This window comes from Pseudomonas sp. M5A4_2d (genome assembly GCF_053345295.1).
Genome location: NZ_JBKEZW010000004.1, coordinates 213,423 through 230,740, shown reverse-complemented (window position 1 = coordinate 230,740; position 17,318 = coordinate 213,423). Strand labels below are relative to the sequence as shown.

18 protein-coding genes are annotated in these 17,318 nt (G+C 59.7%); 7 read left to right on the top strand and 11 right to left on the bottom strand.

Going from position 1 to position 17,318, the window contains the following annotated elements:
- Window positions 1-15 precede the first annotated feature (15 nt).
- Entirely contained in the window at window positions 16-894 is an 879-nt protein-coding gene (dapA, locus tag ACLBW8_RS14155) for a 4-hydroxy-tetrahydrodipicolinate synthase (protein ID WP_064451318.1), read from the bottom strand.
- 273 nt (window positions 895-1,167) lie between these two features.
- On the opposite strand from dapA, the gene ACLBW8_RS14150 reads away from it, so the two are divergent.
- Together ACLBW8_RS14150 and ACLBW8_RS14145 are read left to right on the top strand one after the other, a co-directional pair.
- Window positions 1,168-1,728, top strand: a complete 561-nt coding sequence (locus ACLBW8_RS14150) for a glycine cleavage system protein R (protein WP_003172487.1) — start codon at window positions 1,168-1,170, stop codon at window positions 1,726-1,728.
- Window positions 1,729-1,738: 10 nt separating this feature from the next.
- The gene (locus tag ACLBW8_RS14145; RefSeq protein WP_064451317.1) at window positions 1,739-2,212 is read left to right on the top strand and encodes a peroxiredoxin; all 474 of its coding nucleotides are present in this window, start codon (window positions 1,739-1,741) and stop codon (window positions 2,210-2,212) included.
- 37 nt (window positions 2,213-2,249) lie between these two features.
- Here the strand turns inward: ACLBW8_RS14145 and ACLBW8_RS14140 are convergent, their stop codons facing one another.
- Both ACLBW8_RS14140 and ACLBW8_RS14135 read right to left on the bottom strand, forming a co-directional pair.
- The gene (locus ACLBW8_RS14140; RefSeq protein WP_064451316.1) at window positions 2,250-3,320 is read right to left on the bottom strand and encodes an AI-2E family transporter; all 1,071 of its coding nucleotides are present in this window, start codon (window positions 3,318-3,320) and stop codon (window positions 2,250-2,252) included.
- Window positions 3,321-3,350: 30 nt separating this feature from the next.
- The gene (locus ACLBW8_RS14135; protein WP_064451315.1) at window positions 3,351-3,590 is read right to left on the bottom strand and encodes a sulfurtransferase TusA family protein; all 240 of its coding nucleotides are present in this window, start codon (window positions 3,588-3,590) and stop codon (window positions 3,351-3,353) included.
- 94 nt (window positions 3,591-3,684) lie between these two features.
- On the opposite strand from ACLBW8_RS14135, the gene ACLBW8_RS14130 reads away from it, so the two are divergent.
- The gene (locus ACLBW8_RS14130; protein ID WP_064451314.1) at window positions 3,685-5,118 is read left to right on the top strand and encodes a M48 family metalloprotease; all 1,434 of its coding nucleotides are present in this window, start codon (window positions 3,685-3,687) and stop codon (window positions 5,116-5,118) included.
- A 74-nt stretch (window positions 5,119-5,192) separates the two neighbouring features.
- Here the strand turns inward: ACLBW8_RS14130 and ACLBW8_RS14125 are convergent, their stop codons facing one another.
- The 4 genes from ACLBW8_RS14125 to rpoE form a co-directional block, all read right to left on the bottom strand.
- Window positions 5,193-6,635, bottom strand: a complete 1,443-nt coding sequence (locus ACLBW8_RS14125; RefSeq protein ID WP_064451313.1) for a DegQ family serine endoprotease — start codon at window positions 6,633-6,635, stop codon at window positions 5,193-5,195.
- Window positions 6,636-6,869: 234 nt separating this feature from the next.
- A complete protein-coding gene (locus ACLBW8_RS14120) occupies window positions 6,870-7,829 on the bottom strand; it encodes a MucB/RseB C-terminal domain-containing protein (protein WP_447805608.1) in 960 nt (319 codons plus the stop codon).
- A gap of 16 nt (window positions 7,830-7,845) precedes the next feature.
- Window positions 7,846-8,433 (bottom strand): sigma-E factor negative regulatory protein, encoded by a 588-nt coding sequence (locus ACLBW8_RS14115; protein WP_003172479.1) that lies wholly within the window; start codon window positions 8,431-8,433, stop codon window positions 7,846-7,848.
- Between the two features lie 32 nt (window positions 8,434-8,465).
- Window positions 8,466-9,047, bottom strand: a complete 582-nt coding sequence (rpoE, locus tag ACLBW8_RS14110; RefSeq protein ID WP_003172477.1) for an RNA polymerase sigma factor RpoE — start codon at window positions 9,045-9,047, stop codon at window positions 8,466-8,468.
- Between the two features lie 464 nt (window positions 9,048-9,511).
- Between rpoE and nadB the strand changes: the two genes are divergently transcribed.
- Window positions 9,512-11,128 carry an L-aspartate oxidase gene (gene nadB / locus ACLBW8_RS14105; RefSeq protein ID WP_053254895.1) on the top strand — a complete coding sequence of 539 codons (1,617 nt, stop codon included), beginning with the start codon at window positions 9,512-9,514 and terminating at the stop codon, window positions 11,126-11,128.
- Here the strand turns inward: nadB and ACLBW8_RS14100 are convergent.
- Together ACLBW8_RS14100 and ACLBW8_RS14095 are read right to left on the bottom strand one after the other, a co-directional pair.
- Window positions 11,097-11,543, bottom strand: a complete 447-nt coding sequence (locus ACLBW8_RS14100; protein WP_064451310.1) for a protein YgfX — start codon at window positions 11,541-11,543, stop codon at window positions 11,097-11,099. The genes nadB and ACLBW8_RS14100 overlap by 32 nt on opposite strands.
- Window positions 11,527-11,781 carry an FAD assembly factor SdhE gene (locus tag ACLBW8_RS14095; RefSeq protein WP_053254893.1) on the bottom strand — a complete coding sequence of 85 codons (255 nt, stop codon included), beginning with the start codon at window positions 11,779-11,781 and terminating at the stop codon, window positions 11,527-11,529. The genes ACLBW8_RS14100 and ACLBW8_RS14095 overlap by 17 nt, the downstream gene beginning before the upstream one ends.
- 140 nt (window positions 11,782-11,921) lie before the next feature.
- Here ACLBW8_RS14095 and ygfZ point away from each other — a divergent pair, with 140 nt between their 5' ends.
- On the top strand, window positions 11,922-12,863 hold the full coding sequence (ygfZ, locus tag ACLBW8_RS14090) for a CAF17-like 4Fe-4S cluster assembly/insertion protein YgfZ (RefSeq protein WP_128586727.1): 942 nt from the start codon (window positions 11,922-11,924) through the stop codon (window positions 12,861-12,863).
- 37 nt (window positions 12,864-12,900) lie between these two features.
- A complete protein-coding gene (locus ACLBW8_RS14085; protein ID WP_064451308.1) occupies window positions 12,901-13,722 on the top strand; it encodes an HDOD domain-containing protein in 822 nt (273 codons plus the stop codon).
- On the opposite strand, the gene ACLBW8_RS14080 is transcribed toward ACLBW8_RS14085, so the two are convergent.
- Complete coding sequence (locus ACLBW8_RS14080) at window positions 13,723-15,108, bottom strand: sensor histidine kinase (RefSeq protein WP_447805607.1); 1,386 nt, start codon at window positions 15,106-15,108, stop codon at window positions 13,723-13,725.
- Window positions 15,101-15,772 (bottom strand): response regulator, encoded by a 672-nt coding sequence (locus tag ACLBW8_RS14075; RefSeq protein ID WP_064451306.1) that lies wholly within the window; start codon window positions 15,770-15,772, stop codon window positions 15,101-15,103. Before ACLBW8_RS14075 ends, ACLBW8_RS14080 begins: the two co-directional genes overlap by 8 nt.
- Before the next feature lie 235 nt (window positions 15,773-16,007).
- Here ACLBW8_RS14075 and ACLBW8_RS14070 point away from each other — a divergent pair, with 235 nt between their 5' ends.
- A complete protein-coding gene (locus tag ACLBW8_RS14070) occupies window positions 16,008-17,297 on the top strand; it encodes an OprD family porin (RefSeq protein WP_064451305.1) in 1,290 nt (429 codons plus the stop codon).
- The last annotated feature ends 21 nt before the right edge of the window (window positions 17,298-17,318 follow it).

The following is a 17,318-nucleotide window of genomic DNA, read 5'->3' as shown; positions in this document are numbered from 1 at the left end:
GTAGTGCTTCCTCAATTAAACCAGGACGCCGGACTGGCGCAGGGCCTGTCGCAGCGGTTCGTGACAGGCTTCGCTGAGCCGGGTGAGCGGCAGACGGATACCGTCCGGCATCAAGCCCATCTCAAACAGCGCCCATTTCACAGGAATAGGGTTGGATTCGATAAAGAGTGTCTTGTTGAGCGGCATCAGTTGCTCGTGGATCGCACGCGCTTTCACGGCGTCACCGGCGATGGCAGCGGCGCACATGTCGCTCATGGCACGCGGGGCAACGTTGGCGGTCACCGAGATGTTGCCTTTGCCACCCAGCAGGATCAGTTCGACCGCCGTGGCGTCGTCACCGGAATACACCAGGAAGTCGCTGCTCACGCCGGCCAGGATGTCCTTGGCGCGTTGCAGGTCGCCGGTGGCTTCCTTGATACCGATGATGTTCGGTACGGTGGACAGGCGAATCACGGTCTCGGCCTTCATGTCGCAGGCAGTGCGGCCGGGCACGTTGTAAAGGATTTGCGGGATATCAACGGCTTCGGCAATGGTGCGGAAGTGCTGGTACAGGCCTTCCTGGGTCGGCTTGTTGTAGTACGGGGTCACCAGCAGGCAAGCATCGGCGCCGGCTTTCTTGGCGTTTTTTGTCAGCTCGATCGCTTCACGCGTCGAGTTGGCGCCCGTACCGGCGATCACGGCGATACGACCCGCGACGCGCTTGACCACGAATTCGATCACCTGAATGTGTTCTTCCACATCAAGGGTGGCCGATTCACCTGTGGTGCCGACCGCCACAATGGCGTTGGTGCCCTCTTGCAGGTGGAAGTCCACCAGTTTGCCCAGGCTATCCCAGTCGAGATGACCTTGTGCATCCATGGGTGTGACCAGTGCCACCATACTGCCCGCAATCATGCAACCGCTCCTGCCGGAAAAAGAGAGCCGTAATGGTACTGGCGCCAAGATGCTTGTACAAGCGAAGTACCGCCTGAGGATGCGTTCTGGATCAACTAAACGACGGGCAATGCCATCATTGGGCCGAAGCGTTGCTTGAAGCACGCTGAAATCAGACCGATCACGCAATGAAAACGCCACCTCCTATCCCTTGGCGACGCTTTTCGCTACCCTTCATGCTTTGATCGATACAGCCCTCACCGTATCGACCGCTCATCGTTTTAGGAAGGCTGCATGTCCACCCCCACAGTTCGCGAACAATTCCTTGTTATCAGTGCCCTCGGCGCCAACCCCATGGAGCTGACCAACGTCCTGTGCCGCGCCAGCCATGAAAACCGCTGCGCCGTTGTGACCTCCCGCCTGACCCGTCATGGCGAGTGCAGTGCGTTGGTGCTGCAGATTTCCGGCACCTGGGATGCCCTGGCGCGTCTGGAAACCGGCCTGCCGGGCTTGGCGAAGAAGCACGACTTCACGGTCAACGTGGTGCGCAGTGCGGCGTTGGAAAACCGCCCACAAGCCCTGCCTTATGTAGCGTACGTCAGCTCGGCCTACCGCTCGGACATCGTCAACGAGCTGTGCCAGTTCTTTATCGACCATAACGTCGAACTGGAAAACCTGACCTGCGACACTTACCAGGCGCCACAAACCGGCGGCACCATGCTCAACGCAACGTTCACCGTGACCTTGCCGGCCGGCGTGCAGATCAGCTGGCTGCGCGACCAGTTCCTGGATTTCGCCGATGCCCTGAACCTCGATGCGCTGATCGAGCCGTGGCGCCCACAAAACCCAATGTAAGGAAGAACTCATGCCGGTAGCCATCGACAAACCCGTGGCCGATTTCGAAGCCCAGGCCACCAGCGGCCAGACCTTCAGCCTCGCTGCACTCAAGGGCAAGCAGGTGGTGATCTACTTCTATCCGAAGGACAGCACCCCGGGCTGCACCACTGAAGGCCAGGGTTTTCGTGACCAGTACGCGGCGTTCAAGGCCGCCAACACCGAAGTGTTTGGCGTGTCGCGTGACAGCGTGAAATCCCACGAGAACTTCAAGAGCAAGCAGGCGTTTCCCTTTGAGCTGATCAGCGACAAGGACGAAGCGGTTTGCCAGTTGTTTGATGTGATCAAGCTGAAGAAGCTGTATGGCAAGGAATACCTGGGGGTTGATCGCAGCACTTTCCTGATCGACAAGGAGGGCGTGCTGCGTCAGGAATGGCGCGGTGTGAAAGTGCCGGGCCATGTGGACGCCGTTTTGGCGGCGGCACAGGCCCTGGACAAGGCCTGACGCGTGAGGGGCGAACACTGGATGTTCGCCCCAACCGTTACAACAAAGGCGCAACCACCGGCTCTTTTCGTGGCCAGGCATCCAGCACGGCTTTGAACAACGTCGCCAGTGGAATCGCGAAGAATACGCCCCAGAATCCCCACAACCCACCAAACAACAACACTGCACAGATGATCGCCACCGGGTGCAGGTTGACGGCCTCGGAAAACAGCAGCGGTACCAGTACGTTGCCATCCAGGGTCTGGATAATGCCGTACACCGCCATCAGGTAGATGAACTGGTCACTCCAGCCCCACTGAAACAATGCGATCAACATCACCGGCACCGTCACCACCACCGCGCCGACATACGGCACCACCACCGACACGCCCACCAGCAACGCCAGCAGCGCCGCATAGTTCAGCCCGAGCGCGACAAATGCGATGTAGGTGACGCCTCCACAGATAACAATCTCAATCACTTTGCCGCGAATGTAGTTGGCGATCTGCCGGTTCATCTCTTCGGCCACGCGGGTAATGAGCGCGCGTTCACGCGGCAGGTAACCGCTGACCCAGCGGCCGATCATCGCGCGGTCCTTGAGGAAGAAAAACACCAGGATCGGTACCAGCACCAGGTAGATCATGATGTTGACCAGCAGCGGCAGGCTGGACAGGGAAAACGTCAGCGCCCACTGCCCGAATTTTCCGATCTCGCCACGCGCCACTTCGATGGCTTGCAGCACTTGCTCATCCGACACCAGGTGCGGGTAGCGTTCCGGCAACAACAGCAACAGTGACTGCCACTTGGCGAGCATCCCCGGCAACTCGTTGAACAGGGTGATCAACTGATGCCACAGCAATGGCAAGACCACCACGATAAACACCACCAGCAACCCCATGAACAAGGCGAACACCAGGCCCACCGCAACGCCGCCCGGCAAGCGCAACCGCTCCAGGGTAGTGACCAGGCCTTGCATCAGGTAAGCCAGCACCATCCCTGCCAGCACTGGCGCGAGCATGCCGCCCAAGGTGAGCACGGCCGTGAAGGCCAGGAACAGCAGGACCGCCAGCACCACGGCTTCTTCGTCGGAGAAGTAGCGCTGAATCCAGTCTCGTAACACTTTGAACATCAATCAACCTCGGGTGAAGGGGCAAACGGCTCAGGCCTTGCGCAACCAGTAACGGTACACACCGGCGGCGTCTTCTTCGTGCAATAGAGTATGCCCGGCCAACCTCGCGAAGGTCCGGAAATCGCGCTGGGAGCCAGCGTCTGTGGCGATGACCTTAAGCACTGCACCGCTGGCCAACCGATTGAGTTCCAACTTGGCCTTGAGCAAAGGCAACGGGCAATTGAGGCCACTGGCATCGAGTTCGGCATCAAAGGCTACAGCGTCGGTCATGGTTTACTCCGGACAGGCGATTGGGGTGCTTAGAATATCTGGTCCGAAGCTCAGTGTCCGGCTACAGTAAGCTCTTTGTCGAAAGGCTCTGTGCATGACTTTTTTGCGCCCTACCCTGCTGACGCTGGCCTGCCTGCTGGCCTCTCCGGGCTTCGCTGACGACCTGCCGTCACTTGGCGACGCCAGTTCTGCCATTGTCTCTCCGCAACAGGAATTCCAACTGGGCCGTGCCTGGCTTGCCTACCTGCGGGGCCAGGTCTCGCAGCTCAATGATCCACAACTCAAGGATTACGTTGAAACCAGCGTGTACAAGCTGGTGGAAACCAGCCAGGTCAATGACCGACGCCTGGAATTCATCCTGATCAACAGCCCGCAACTCAACGCCTTTGCTGCGCCAGGCGGGATTGTCGGGGTCAACGGCGGCCTGTTCCTCAATGCCCAGACCGAAGGTGAATATGCCTCGGTGCTCGCCCACGAATTGGCTCACTTGTCCCAACGCCACTTTGCCCGTGGCGTGGAAGCTCAGTCGCGCATGCAGCTACCGATGATGGCGGCTTTGCTCGGCGGGATTATCGCTGCCGCAGCGGGTGCGGGCGATGCGGGGATTGCCGCGATTGCCGGCAGCCAGGCGGCGGCCATCCAGGAGCAGCGCCGGTTCTCCCGCCAGAACGAGCAGGAAGCTGACCGTATCGGCATTCTCAACCTGGAAAAAGCCGGTTACGACCCGCGCTCCATGCCCACCATGTTTGAACGCCTGATGCGCCAATACCGTTTCGACGCCAAGCCGCCGGAATTCCTGCTGACGCACCCGGTGACCGAGTCGCGGATCGCCGACACCCGCAACCGCGCCGAGCAAGCCAAACCCGGCGGCACGGAAGACAGTTTGCGCTATCAGCTGATTCGCGCACGGGTGCAGTTGCAATACGAAGACACCCCGGGCCTCGCCGCCAAACGCTTCCAGGCGCAGCTGGACGAGAACCCGAAAAACGATGTAGCGCGTTATGGCCTGGCAATAGCCCAGATCAAAGGCACTCAGTACAAAGAGGCACGGGAAAGCTTGCAGCCATTGTTGGCCAAGGCGCCCAACGACATCACCTACAACCTGGCGCAGATCGAGTTGGATATGGCCAATAACCGCTTGCCCGATGCCCAGCAACGCACTGATCGGATGCTCACCCAGTACCCCGGCAACTATCCGCTGAATCAGGTGCGGGTGGACTTGCTGATCAAGCAGAACCGTATCGCCGATGCGGAAAAGGCCTTGGACGGGCTACTCAAATCACGTCCGGATGATCCGGATGTGTGGTACCAGGTTGCCGAGACACGTGGCCTGTCCGGCAACATCATCGGCCTGCATCAGGCCCGCGCCGAGTACTTTGCATTGGTGGGTGACTTCAAGCAGGCCATTCAACAACTGGACTTCGCCAAGCGCCGCGCCGGCAGCAACTTCCCACTGTCCTCACGAATAGATGCCCGCCAGCGTGAGTTGATCGAGCAAGAACGCTTGGTAAAAGGGATGATGAGCTAAACCCATCGCCCACAAAAAAGCCCCGCCTTCGTTAACCGAAGACGGGGCTTTTTGTTGGGATGCAGGCTGGCGAGTTACTCGGTCAGCTTGAAGGTGATGAAGCTTGCACGCCCCTGACGCAGTACGCGCATCGACACCGAGCGATTCTTCGGCAACGCCTTGGCAATGTCGGCGAACTCCTTGGTGGAGTTGATCGCCTGGTTATTCAAGTGGGTAATCACGTCGCCCGGTTGCAGGCCGATCAAGGCGGCTGGGCCGTCCTGAACTTCCTTGATCACAACACCGCTCTTGAGGTCGAAGCTCTTCTTCTGCTCCTCGCTCAGCTCAACCACGGCAATGCCCAGGCGATTGCTGCTGCGCTCGGCGCCCGGTTTGGCGTTGCCCAGAGCATCCAGGGTTGCGCCCTCTTCCGGGATCGCGCCAACGGTCAGTTCAACGGTCTGGCGCTTGCCATCACGAATCACTTCCAGCTTGGCTTTGCTGCCCGCTTTCAGGGCACCGACCAGATGCGGCAAGTCGGCCGACATGATGATCGGCTGACCATTCATGCTCAGGATCACGTCGCCCACTTGCAGACCGCCTTTGGCAGCCGGGCCGTCGTCCTGGATTTGCGCGACCAGCGCACCGGCCGGTTTGTCGAGGCCGAACGATTCAGCCAAGTCTTTGTTCACTTCCTGGATCACTACGCCCAACCAGCCACGGCTGACCTTGCCACCGGCTTTGAGCTGATTGGAAACGTCCATGGCCACATCGATCGGAATGGCAAAGGACACGCCCATGAAGCCACCGGAGCGGGTGTAGATCTGCGAGTTGATCCCGACCACTTCGCCCGCCAGGTTGAACAGCGGACCACCGGAGTTACCCGGGTTGATCGGCACGTCGGTCTGGATGAACGGCACGTAGTTTTCGTTAGGCAGGCTACGACCGATAGCACTGACAATGCCCTGGGTAACGGTATGGTCGAAACCAAACGGAGAGCCGATAGCGACCACCCACTGCCCGGCTTTCAGATCCTGGGATTTGCCCAGTTTCAGCACCGGCAGGTCTTTACCATCGATTTTCAGCAAGGCTACGTCAGAACGCGGGTCAGTACCGACCAGCTTGGCTTTCAGCTCACTGCGATCAGCCAGGCGAACGAGGATCTCGTCAGCGTCGGCAATGACATGGTTGTTGGTGAGGATATAGCCATCAGGCGAAATGATAAAACCCGAGCCCAGGGACTGAGCTTCACGCTGGCCACCGCCACCGCCACCACGCGGGGAACGCTGTTGCGGCATGCCACGCTCGAAGAACTCGCGCAGCATTGGCGGCAAGCCTTCAAGGTCCGGCATCTGCTGGTTCGAGACTTTGCGCTCCGGCAGTTTCTGCGTGGTGCTGATGTTCACCACGGCAGGCGAAGCCTGCTCCACCAGTTGGGTGAAATCAGGCAGCTCGGCCGCTTGCGCGGACACGGCCTGACCCAGCACCAGCACCGTGGCGACTATGGATAGGTAAGACTTCAAACGTGGTATCGACATACAGCTCCCGTTACGACGAGCAGGGTTGAGCGACAGGGTTCAAGAAACGCCGAAAACTGCGACCGGCTTCCTTGTTCCGCGAACAAAATAAGGTCAGGACCTACAGGCCCTGACCTATAAAAAACATGTGGATTTTTTGCAAGTGAAAATACTGATCCAGAGATTTCATGCTCACAGCTCCCAACCAAGCATCGGCTCACATTGAAAGATCAGGATGAACATAAGATTAACGATTCACGGCTTGGCGGCGGTCTTTTCGCCGCGCACCGACAGCGCGATACGCTCAGCGGTGCCGATAGGGATTTCTCCGACAACCGTCACCATGACTTCGCCATCTACGGTGTTCAGGCGGCGAGACACGGCAACAGTCGGACCGAGTTGGGTGCGTGTTTCGCTCACGCTCGCACCATCGGTCGATTCAAGAAACACTGAAAAGCGCGCCAGCCCGTCGCCATACATCAGGCTGTCGACGGTGGTTTTGGTCTGGGTATCTTTTCGCGAGATGCTGTTAGTGAGCTGGAAGCCAGGGGGCAACCAGTCCAAGTGCCATGCCTGGGTGGCGGGTACTTCGGGCGCTTTACCGTTCGAAACGGCTACAGCCGTGCACTCGCCACTGGGCTGCAAATCGCGATCCGTTAGTGCTGGCGACGTGTTCAGCCGCGTGAACTGAAAGCGCTCCAACAACTGGCCCTGATCATTGAGCAACAAAGATTTAAGCGGCAGCCCGGTTTCACGATCCAGGTGCAACTCGAAGCCATAACGGTATTGATCGCGCGGAGTGATCGACACAATCACCGCATTACGACCAGCCACACGAGATTTGCCAATGACGGCCAGTTCGTAGAATTGGGTGAGTTTTAGCGGGTCGAGTGCGCGCGAAGGCGCGTCAGGCGAATTGCCAAGGCCGGCAACCAATGTGCCACTGACACATTGAGTTTTTCCATTTACCCGCACCAGTTCCTGGGCAGAACCATCGAGCTGCAACAGCCGCTCACGGACTTGACCGTCCTGGACACGATGCCAGATGTCATGGGTAGAAAAACTGCCGTTACGCTCGTAGACGAACGTACCTGCAAAGCTTTGCTGCTGCTCTGCACGCCCAAGTCGAGTCAGCCAGTCTTGGGCTTCGTCGGCATGGGCGGATAGTGCAAAACAACCACTGAGCAAAAGCGTAAGGAGCGGTATGGCGCGCATAGGGCCCCTTAGCGGTTTAGCGGTTTTCCAGGCTTGCTGCACGAGCGTATGGCAGAGCGCTTTCAGTGCCTTTCAGTGCCGATTCCTGTGCGTGTTGGCGCAGGTAGCCTGGAAGACGCTGGTCCTGCCAGCCGGATTGCCCTTGAAGTACACCATTGGCCATGGGACCTGTGGTATCAGAGCTTTCCTTGTAGCCGGCCAGTACCGCTGGGCCTTTGACTTGCGGACCGGCCATGACCGGTTGCTGAGTCTGCTGGGCCAGTTCGGCACCGGCGATTTCGTCCTGGTTGTACAGGCGAACACCGGCCAACACGGCAACAGTCACCGAGGCAGCAACTGCCAGGCGACCCAGGCTACGCCAAGGGCCACGAGCAGCTTTTGCCGGAACGGCTTCATCAGCCAGCGCGGCAGAAACGGCCGCAGCAATATCCAGACGAGGGATTAGAAGATCCTTGTGCATCACCGCCCGAGCGACTTGGTAACGAGACCAGGTATCACGGGTTTCGGCATCATCAAATGCATTGAGCACTCGACGAAGTTCCAGTTCATCCGCTTCGTTATCCATCACTGCGGACAGCGATTCCTGCAGGGCATCACGACTCATGGCGGTTCCTCTCTTGGCTGTCGCCGCTGTCTTTAGTTTTCCTGCAACAACGGTTGCAAGGCTTTATCGATGGCTTCCCGGGCCCGGAAAATCCGTGACCTTACAGTCCCCACCGGACACTGCATGACGCTCGCAATGTCTTCGTAACTCAGACCATCGAATTCGCGTAAAGTTAACGCCGTACGCAAATCTTCTGGCAGTTGCTGAATTGTGCGATGAACGGTGCCTTCGATCTCGTCGCGCAGCAACGCACGCTCCGGCGACTCGAGATCTTTGAGGCCGTGATCACCATCGTAAAATTCTGCATCTTCTGAACTTACATCGCTATCAGGTGGGCGGCGTCCGCGAGACACCAGATAGTTCTTCGCCGTGTTAATGGCGATACGGTATAGCCACGTGTAAAACGCACTATCACCGCGGAAATTGCCAAGTGCACGGTACGCCTTGATAAAGGCTTCCTGTGCAACGTCCTGCGCTTCATGGGTGTCGTGCACAAACCGCACGATCAACCCGAGAATTTTGTGCTGGTATTTCAGCACTAGCAGATCAAATGCGCGCTTGTCGCCGCGTTGAACGCGCTCGACCAGCTGCTGATCCTCTTCCTGGGTTAGCATGAACACTCCTCGTTGTACTTGAAGGAGGCTTGCATAACTAAACGATCAGGCTTGCAAACATAGACTAGGACTTTTCGCAAAAGTTCTCCCCCTCCAAGCAAGTTTCCGGCATGCACTGATTTGGCACACACGAAAAACGCAGCGCGGGCTAGGCCGGCTGCGCGAATAATCTTGTCGCCGGTCTTCTGACGCGTCCAATGCTCCCGACGGGCCAATAAACTCAACGTTTTCCCAGCTTTCGGGCAACCTGCTATTGAGTCGGGGCTTATGCAAAAAGTTCCCACCTCAATAACCAGTCAGTCAGCCCCTCGCCGTGCACCGTAATTTCACATTGCCACGAATGCCCGGCTATTGTGCCGATCCCCCCCTCTATATACTAGTGGCCCGTGTGACCCTTTGATTCGCCGATCCAGGCGTCCTGTTTGCGCCAACCCCTGTGGATCGCTTTTTGCGGAATCCTTCAAATGAGCCAACAGTTTCAACACGATGTTCTGGTGATTGGCAGCGGCGCGGCCGGCTTGAGCCTGGCACTGACCCTGCCCAGCCACCTGCGCATTGCCGTCCTGAGCAAGGGTGATCTGGCCAACGGCTCGACATTTTGGGCCCAAGGCGGTGTAGCGGCGGTACTGGACGACACCGATACAGTGCAATCCCACGTCGAGGACACCCTCAACGCCGGCGGCGGCCTGTGCAACGAAGACGCCGTGCGCTTCACCGTCGAGCACAGCCGCGAAGCCATCCAATGGCTGATCGACCAGGGCGTGCCGTTCACCCGCGACGAACACGCTGGCAGTGACGACGGCGGCTTCGAGTTTCACCTGACCCGTGAAGGCGGCCACAGCCATCGCCGCATCATCCATGCCGCCGACGCCACCGGCGCGGCGATCTTCAAGACCCTGCTCGACCAGGCCCGCCAACGCCCCAACATCGAATTGCTGGAGCAGCGTGTCGCCGTCGACCTGATCACGGAAAAACGCCTGGGCCTGGACGGCGAACGCTGCCTCGGCGCGTACGTACTCAATCGTGCCAGCGGCGAAGTCGACACCTACGGCGCACGCTTCACCATTCTCGCCTCGGGCGGCGCGGCCAAGGTCTACCTCTATACCAGCAACCCCGATGGCGCCTGCGGTGATGGCATCGCCATGGCGTGGCGTTCGGGCTGCCGGGTGGCCAATCTGGAATTCAATCAGTTCCACCCCACCTGCCTGTATCACCCGCAAGCCAAGAGTTTCCTGATCACCGAAGCCCTGCGCGGTGAAGGCGCACACCTGAAACTGCCGAATGGTGAGCGTTTCATGCAGCGCTTCGACCCACGCGCAGAATTAGCACCACGGGATATCGTCGCCCGCGCCATCGACCACGAAATGAAGCGCCTGGGCATCGACTGCGTCTACCTCGATATCAGCCACAAGCCCGAAGCCTTCATCAAGACTCACTTCCCCACCGTCTACGAGCGCTGCCTGGCGTTCAACATCGATATCACCAAAGGCCCGATCCCCGTGGTGCCGGCCGCGCACTACACCTGCGGCGGCGTGATGGTCGACCAGCATGGCCGCACCGACGTACCCGGCCTGTATGCGATTGGCGAAACCAGCTTTACCGGCCTGCATGGCGCCAACCGCATGGCGAGCAACTCACTGCTCGAATGTTTTGTCTACGCCCGCTCTGCGGCAGCCGACATCCTCGAGCAACTGCCACGCATCCCCGTGCCCGCCGCCTTGCCGCGCTGGGACGCCAGCCAGGTGACCGACTCGGACGAAGACGTGATCATCGCCCACAACTGGGACGAACTGCGCCGTTTCATGTGGGACTACGTCGGCATTGTGCGTACCAACAAGCGCCTGCAACGCGCTCAACACCGCGTGCGGTTGCTGCTGGATGAGATTGACGAGTTCTACAGCAACTATAAGGTCAGCCGCGACTTGATTGAGTTGCGCAACCTGGCCCAAGTCGCCGAACTGATGATCCGCTCAGCCATGGAGCGCAAGGAAAGTCGCGGCCTGCATTACACCCTCGACTACCCGCAGATGCTGCCTGAGGCCCGCGACACTATTCTGGTGCCAACCACCTACGGCGGCTGAACTTCAAGCGTACCCGCAGGCGCCGATGCACATCGGCGGCCTGCGAATCCATCGGCACACAGATCGAGCGCACCCGCCATTCGCCCTGCACCCGATAGCGCAGCACCACGATCAGCGGCAATGCCAGGCTATCTGGACGTAGCTGAACACTGTGCCAGCCTCGCTCATGGCTGAACAACTGCCAGCCATCTTCGTCGCGGCGCAGGCCACGAATCGACGAACGGTGGGTCAGCAGGATATGACGCGGTAAGACCCACGCAGCGTGAGCCAGGCACAACAAAATGCCAACGCTGGAGAAAGGTAAGTCAACAACAAGCAAGGCACCCAGCGCGAACACCTGGGCAAGCAGATACGCCGCCAGCAACAGCCGAGAGGCCTGCCAGCGGCATTCGAAGCGATTACTTGGGCTGGACACGGTCCAGAATCTTACGAACCATGCGCTGCAGCTCCGGATCTTCAGATTCGGCGCGCTCCATGAACCAGCCGAACATGTCCTGGTCTTCGCAAGTCAGCAGCCGCTCGTAGAGTTCGCGATCCACCTGATTGAGCGTCTTGTACACCTCTCTGGTGAAAGGCACCAACAACACATCCAACTCCAGCATGCCGCGACGGCTGTGCCAGTAGAGGCGATTGATTTCTACTTCTTCGACCATGGAGCGCTCCTCAAATAGGGCGCAAGTATACAGCCCCGACGGCAGCGGACCAGTCGGCTTTGGTCGCCTCATACGGAAACTATCCATTTACCGAACGCCCCTCTATGATGCACGCATGACTTTTTGACCTGCGATGACCCATGGCCGACTCTGCTTTTTTCTGCGCCCTGCACCACGAAGGCGTTCTCGCCGTCCGCGGCTCCGACGCTGCCAAGTTCCTGCAAGGGCAACTGACCTGCAACCTCAACTACCTGAGCGACACCCAGGCCAGCCTGGGCGCGCGCTGCACGCAAAAAGGCCGCATGCAGTCGAGTTTTCGCATCCTCCTGCAAGGTGATGGCGTGCTCATGGCCATGGCCACCGAACTGCTCGAACCGCAACTGGCCGATCTGAAAAAATACGCAGTGTTCTCCAAATCCAAGCTCACCGACGAAAGCGCCGCCTGGGTACGTTTCGGCCTGTCGAATGCGGACCAGGCCCTGGCCAGCCTCGGCCTTGAGCTGCCAGCCGAAACCGACAGCGTCGCCCGCACAGACACACTGATCGCCATTCGCGTCTCACCCGCCCGCGCTGAACTCTGGGTGCCGGCCGAGCAAGCGGAAACCGTACGCAATCAATTGGCCAGCCAACTGCAACATGCTGACTTGAATGAATGGCTGCTGGGCCAGATCCGCGCCGGCATTGGCCAGGTCATGCCGCAAACCCGCGAACTGTTCATCCCGCAGATGCTCAACCTGCAAGCCGTCGGCGGCGTCAGCTTCAAGAAAGGCTGCTACACCGGTCAGGAAATCGTCGCGCGCATGCAGTATTTGGGCAAGCTCAAGCGTCGCCTCTACCGCTTGAGCCTCAATGCGGCCGAACTGCCCGAGCCAGGCACTGCGCTGTTCTCGCCCAACCACAACAGCGCGATCGGGGAAGTCGTGATCGCGGCAAAAGCTGATCAATCGATTGAACTTCTGGCCGTGCTGCAAGCCGAAGCAGCCGAGAGCGGCGATGTGCACTTAGGCACCCTGGAAGGACCCGGTTTGCACCTGCTCGACGTGCCTTACCAACTGGATCGCGATAAAGAGATCCAGCGTTAATCGCCGTACCTTTTATGCAACACCCTAGAGAGCATGAATGAACAAGCTGGCGGAAAAAGTCCAACAGGCTTTGGTGATGGCCATCGACAACGATGACCTGGTTCTGCCGACATTACCGGAAGTGGCCCTGAAAATTCGTCAGGCCGCCGAAGACCCGGAGATCAGCATCAGCCACTTGAGCAAAGTGATCGGTCGCGATACCGCCCTGTCGGCGCGCCTGATCAAAGTGGTCAACAGCCCGCTGCTGCGCGCGACCCAGGAAGTCACCGACCTGCACACCGCCATCACCCGGCTGGGCACCAACTACAGCAGCAACCTGGCCATCGGCCTGGTGATGGAACAAATCTTCCACGCCCGCTCCGAAGTCGTTGAGCTGAAAATGCGCGAAGTGTGGCGCCGTAGCCTGGAAGTGGCCGGTGTGAGTTATGTCTTGTGCCGCAGCCACAGCCATCTCAAGCCGGACCAGGCGGCCCTCGGCGGGCTGGTGCATCAGATTGGCGTGCTGCCCATTCTCACGTACGCCGAAGATCATTACGAACTGCTCGCCGACCCTGTCAGCCTCAACCATGTTATCGAGAGCATCCACCCGTTGCTTGGGGACAAACTGCTCGGTGGCTGGGACTTCCCGGAGATGCTGGCGAAGCTGCCCGGGCAATACCTGGACCTGGAGCGCGACTCTGCGAGCCTGGACTACATCGATCTGGTGCAGGTCGCCGTGCTGTATTGCCACCGAGGCACCGATCATCCGCTGGCGAATGTGCCCGTTTCCAGCCTGCCGGCGATCAAGAAACTGCGGCTCGACCCCTACAGCGAGGCCCTGCGTGCCGAGTTGGATGAGGCGCGCTCGATGTTTTACTGATCAACCCGCGATAAAACTCACCCGCACCTTCAATCCCGCCAACTCACCATCATGCAGGCTGATCTGCGCCAGGTGCGCGCGGCAGATCTCCCCGACAATCGCCAGCCCCAAACCCGAGCCCATGCCCTGCTGGCTGCGGCGATAAAAACGTTCAAATACCCGGTCCCGCTCATCCAGCGGGATGCCTGGGCCATCATCTTCGACTTCCAGAATGGCTGGCGCCGAAACCCGCAGGATCACATTGCCGCCCGAGGGTGTGTGGGCCAGCGCGTTGTCGACCAGGTTGCTCAGTAACTCATTCAACAAGGTCGGCTCGCCGCGCAACCACACGGGTTCATCTGCCTCCAACGCCAGGGCGACGCCGCGTGCATGGGCCAACGGTGCCATGGCCATACCCAGCTCCCGCGCCAGTTGGCTGAGGTCGAGCAATTGCGCGCCACCTTCGGCAATCGCCCGCGCGCCATTTTCGATGCGCGCCAGCGATAACAATTGGTTGGCCAGGTGAGTCAAACGGTCGGTACCTTGGGCGGCGGTTTCCAGCGTACTGCGCCATGTCGCCGGATCGTCGCTGCGCAGGCCCAGCTCCAGCCGGGCCTTGAGCGCCGCCAGCGGGGTTCGCAGTTCGTGCGCGGCGTCGGCGATAAACTGCGCCTGTCGCTCAAACTGGCCGCGCAAACGCTCGGTGAAGTGGTTAAGGGAACGCACCAGTGGGCCGAACTCGTGTTGCACCTCCACCAGCGGTAACGGCCGCAAGTCGTCAGGCTGACGCTCTTCCACTGCCGTACGCAGACGCTCCAACGGCCGCAGCGCCGCACTCACGGCATACCACACCAGCAGCAACGCGCCGACGGCCAACATCCCCAAACGCAATAACGTGTCGGCCAACAGGCTGCGGGCCATGCTCTCGCGCGCCTCATCGGTTTCCGCGACACGAATTTCCGCCATGCCATTCATGTTCGGCTCGGAGACCGCTTTGAGCAGGCTGACCACGCGTACATGCTGGCCCTGGTACATGGCGTTATAGAACCGCGCCAACGCCGGGTAGTCGTCGGTGCGCGGCGTGCCGGGCGGCGGGCCCGGGAGGTTTTCGTAGCCCGAAATCAGCTTCTGATTGATGTCATTGACCTGATAATAAATGCGCCCGGCGCTGTCGTAGGCGAAGGTGTCCAGCGCCACATAAGGCACATTCGCGCTCAAGGTGCCGTCCACCTGGGTCAACCCGGCGGCGATGGTACGCGCCGAGGCCAGCAAGGTGCGGTCGTAGGCGGTGTCGGCGGCTTCGCGCCCATTCCAGTAGGCACTCATGCCGCTGGCCAGCATCAACACCACCAGCAACAGCGCCAGGTTCCACAGCAGGCGCCAGCGCAGGCTGCTGGGCTTATGCATCGCGCGCTTCCAGCAAATAGCCGAGGCCGCGGAACGTCACAATGGCGATGGGTTGGCCATCGAGCTTCTTGCGCAGGCGGTGCACATAGATTTCGATGGCGTCGGGGCTGGCTTCTTCATCCAGGCCGAAGACCTGAGAGGCCAGTTGCTCTTTGCTCATCACGCGGCCGGGCCGGGCGATCAGCGCTTCAAGCACCGCCTGCTCGCGGGAAGTAAATGTCATCAGTTCGCCGCCAACCGTGAAGCGCCGGGTATCCAGGTCGTAGACCAGCACGCCGCACGCCTGTTGGCGCTCCCCGCCCAACACACTGCGGCGCAACAGTGCCTTGACCCGTGCTTCCAGCTCGGTCAGTTCAAAGGGCTTGGCGAGATAATCATCGGCACCCAGGTTCAGGCCATGCACGCGGTCTTTCACATCACTGCGCGCCGTGAGCATCAGCACGGGCAGATTTTTCCCACGCGCCCGCAAACGCGCCAACACCTCAAAACCATCCATGCGCGGTAGCCCTACATCGAGGATCACCACCGCGTATTCCTCGCTGCTCAAGGCCAGGTCCGCGGCCACCCCATCGTGCAACACGTCGACGGTCAAACCCGTGCTCTTGAGCGCCTGGGCAACACTTTCGGCGAGTTGCAAATGGTCTTCAACCAAGAGGACACGCATGGCTATTCACCTCATTCGGGCATGGTCGACGCCACGCTTTGGCGGGCAGTTTACAGGCGCCGCCTGCCCTGTGAAGCCCGAAAACATTGAAAGACAGCTGAAAGGTTAGTGAAAGCTTCGCCCTTTAGCATCCAGCCACGGTGGGTAGTGCCCGCCGAGCTACCTGATCCGTAGCGCCAGAAAAACGCCTCGAAGCGTTTTCGCCAAAATAAGAATAATAACGGAGTGCACAACGATGCTGTCGACACAGCCCCAGGCTTGCCCGCCTGTTCGTTTTTCTCGCCTTGCCCACACCGCCCTTGCCAGTGCCACTGCCCTTGCCGGCTTCTCGCCGCTGAGTCAGGCTGCCTTCTTCGAAGACAGCAGCGGCACCCTGGAAACCCGCAACATGTACTTCAACCGCGACTTTCGCGACGGCACGAGTGCGCAGCAATCCAAGCGCGATGAATGGGCCCAGGGCTTCATGCTTAACCTGCAATCGGGCTACACCGACGGCACCGTCGGCTTCGGCGTGGATGCATTGGGCATGCTCGGCGTCAAGCTCGACTCCAGCCCCGACCGCACCGGCTCTGGCTTGCTGCCCACCGACAATGGTCGGGCTGTCGACGAATACTCCAAACTTGGCCTGACCGGTAAAGTGAAGATCTCCGCCACCGAGCTCAAAATCGGTGCGCTGATCCCCGAACTGCCGATCCTCAAGCCCAATGACGGGCGCATTCTGCCGCAGACCTTCAACGGCGGATTGCTCACGTCCAAAGAATTCAAGAACCTGGTGTTTACCGGTGGCCGCCTGGACAAAGCCAAGGACCGCGACTCCACCGACTACGAAGACATCGCCCTCAACAACAAGAACAGCCGCTTCGTCAGCGGCGCCACCGGCAAGCACTTCAACTTCGGTGGCGTGGACTACAAATTCGCCGACAAGATCACCGGCAGCTACCACTTCGCCCAACTCGACGACGTCTACCGCCAGCACTTCCTCGGCCTCGTGGCCTCACGCCCGATGGGGCCTGGCACCTTCGGCGCCGACCTGCGCCTGGCCATCAGCGATGACACCGGCAGCGCCCGTGGCGGCAAGATCGACAACAAATCCCTCAACGGCCTGTTCAGCTATGCCCTCAACGGCCACAAGCTCAGCGCCGGCTACCAGCACATGTCTGGCGATAGCGCCTTTCCCTACGTGGATGGGAGCGATCCGTACCTTGTCAACTTCGTGCAGATCAACGACTTTGCCGGCGCCGAAGAACGCTCCTGGCAAGCGCGCTACGACTACGATTTCGCCAAGCTCGGGATTCCCGGCCTGAGTTTCATGAGCCGTTACCTGTCGGGTGACAACATCAAGCTCAGGAACGGTGAGACCGGCAAAGAGTGGGAACGCAACAGCGAGATCCGCTACATCGTGCAAAGCGGCACATTCAAGGATGTCGCCCTGCGCCTGCGTAACGCCACGTACCGTTCCAACTATTCGGCCCGTGATGCGGATGAAGTGCGCGTGCTGGTGAGTTATAGCCTCGCACTTTGGTAAGTAGCCTCTAATAACAACAAA

Excerpts from the sequence above, each read along its gene's own strand:
- ACLBW8_RS14095 (WP_053254893.1), bottom strand. The coding sequence starts at position 11,781 with ATGGTCGAAGAAGTAGAAATCAATCGCCTCTACTGGCACAGCCGTCGC.
- ACLBW8_RS14075 (WP_064451306.1), bottom strand. The coding sequence starts at position 15,772 with ATGCGTGTCCTCTTGGTTGAAGACCATTTGCAACTCGCCGAAAGTGTT.
- ACLBW8_RS14085 (WP_064451308.1), top strand. The coding sequence starts at position 12,901 with ATGAACAAGCTGGCGGAAAAAGTCCAACAGGCTTTGGTGATGGCCATC.
- ACLBW8_RS14120 (WP_447805608.1), bottom strand. The coding sequence starts at position 7,829 with ATGCGCGCCATACCGCTCCTTACGCTTTTGCTCAGTGGTTGTTTTGCA.
- ACLBW8_RS14150 (WP_003172487.1), top strand. The coding sequence starts at position 1,168 with ATGTCCACCCCCACAGTTCGCGAACAATTCCTTGTTATCAGTGCCCTC.
- rpoE (WP_003172477.1), bottom strand. The coding sequence starts at position 9,047 with ATGCTAACCCAGGAAGAGGATCAGCAGCTGGTCGAGCGCGTTCAACGC.
- ACLBW8_RS14140 (WP_064451316.1), bottom strand. The coding sequence starts at position 3,320 with ATGTTCAAAGTGTTACGAGACTGGATTCAGCGCTACTTCTCCGACGAA.
- ACLBW8_RS14070 (WP_064451305.1), top strand. The coding sequence starts at position 16,008 with ATGCTGTCGACACAGCCCCAGGCTTGCCCGCCTGTTCGTTTTTCTCGC.
- ACLBW8_RS14080 (WP_447805607.1), bottom strand. The coding sequence starts at position 15,108 with ATGCATAAGCCCAGCAGCCTGCGCTGGCGCCTGCTGTGGAACCTGGCG.
- ACLBW8_RS14145 (WP_064451317.1), top strand. The coding sequence starts at position 1,739 with ATGCCGGTAGCCATCGACAAACCCGTGGCCGATTTCGAAGCCCAGGCC.
- ACLBW8_RS14130 (WP_064451314.1), top strand. The coding sequence starts at position 3,685 with ATGACTTTTTTGCGCCCTACCCTGCTGACGCTGGCCTGCCTGCTGGCC.
- ACLBW8_RS14125 (WP_064451313.1), bottom strand. The coding sequence starts at position 6,635 with ATGTCGATACCACGTTTGAAGTCTTACCTATCCATAGTCGCCACGGTG.
- dapA (WP_064451318.1), bottom strand. The coding sequence starts at position 894 with ATGATTGCGGGCAGTATGGTGGCACTGGTCACACCCATGGATGCACAA.
- ACLBW8_RS14115 (WP_003172479.1), bottom strand. The coding sequence starts at position 8,433 with ATGAGTCGTGATGCCCTGCAGGAATCGCTGTCCGCAGTGATGGATAAC.
- ACLBW8_RS14135 (WP_064451315.1), bottom strand. The coding sequence starts at position 3,590 with ATGACCGACGCTGTAGCCTTTGATGCCGAACTCGATGCCAGTGGCCTC.
- ygfZ (WP_128586727.1), top strand. The coding sequence starts at position 11,922 with ATGGCCGACTCTGCTTTTTTCTGCGCCCTGCACCACGAAGGCGTTCTC.
- nadB (WP_053254895.1), top strand. The coding sequence starts at position 9,512 with ATGAGCCAACAGTTTCAACACGATGTTCTGGTGATTGGCAGCGGCGCG.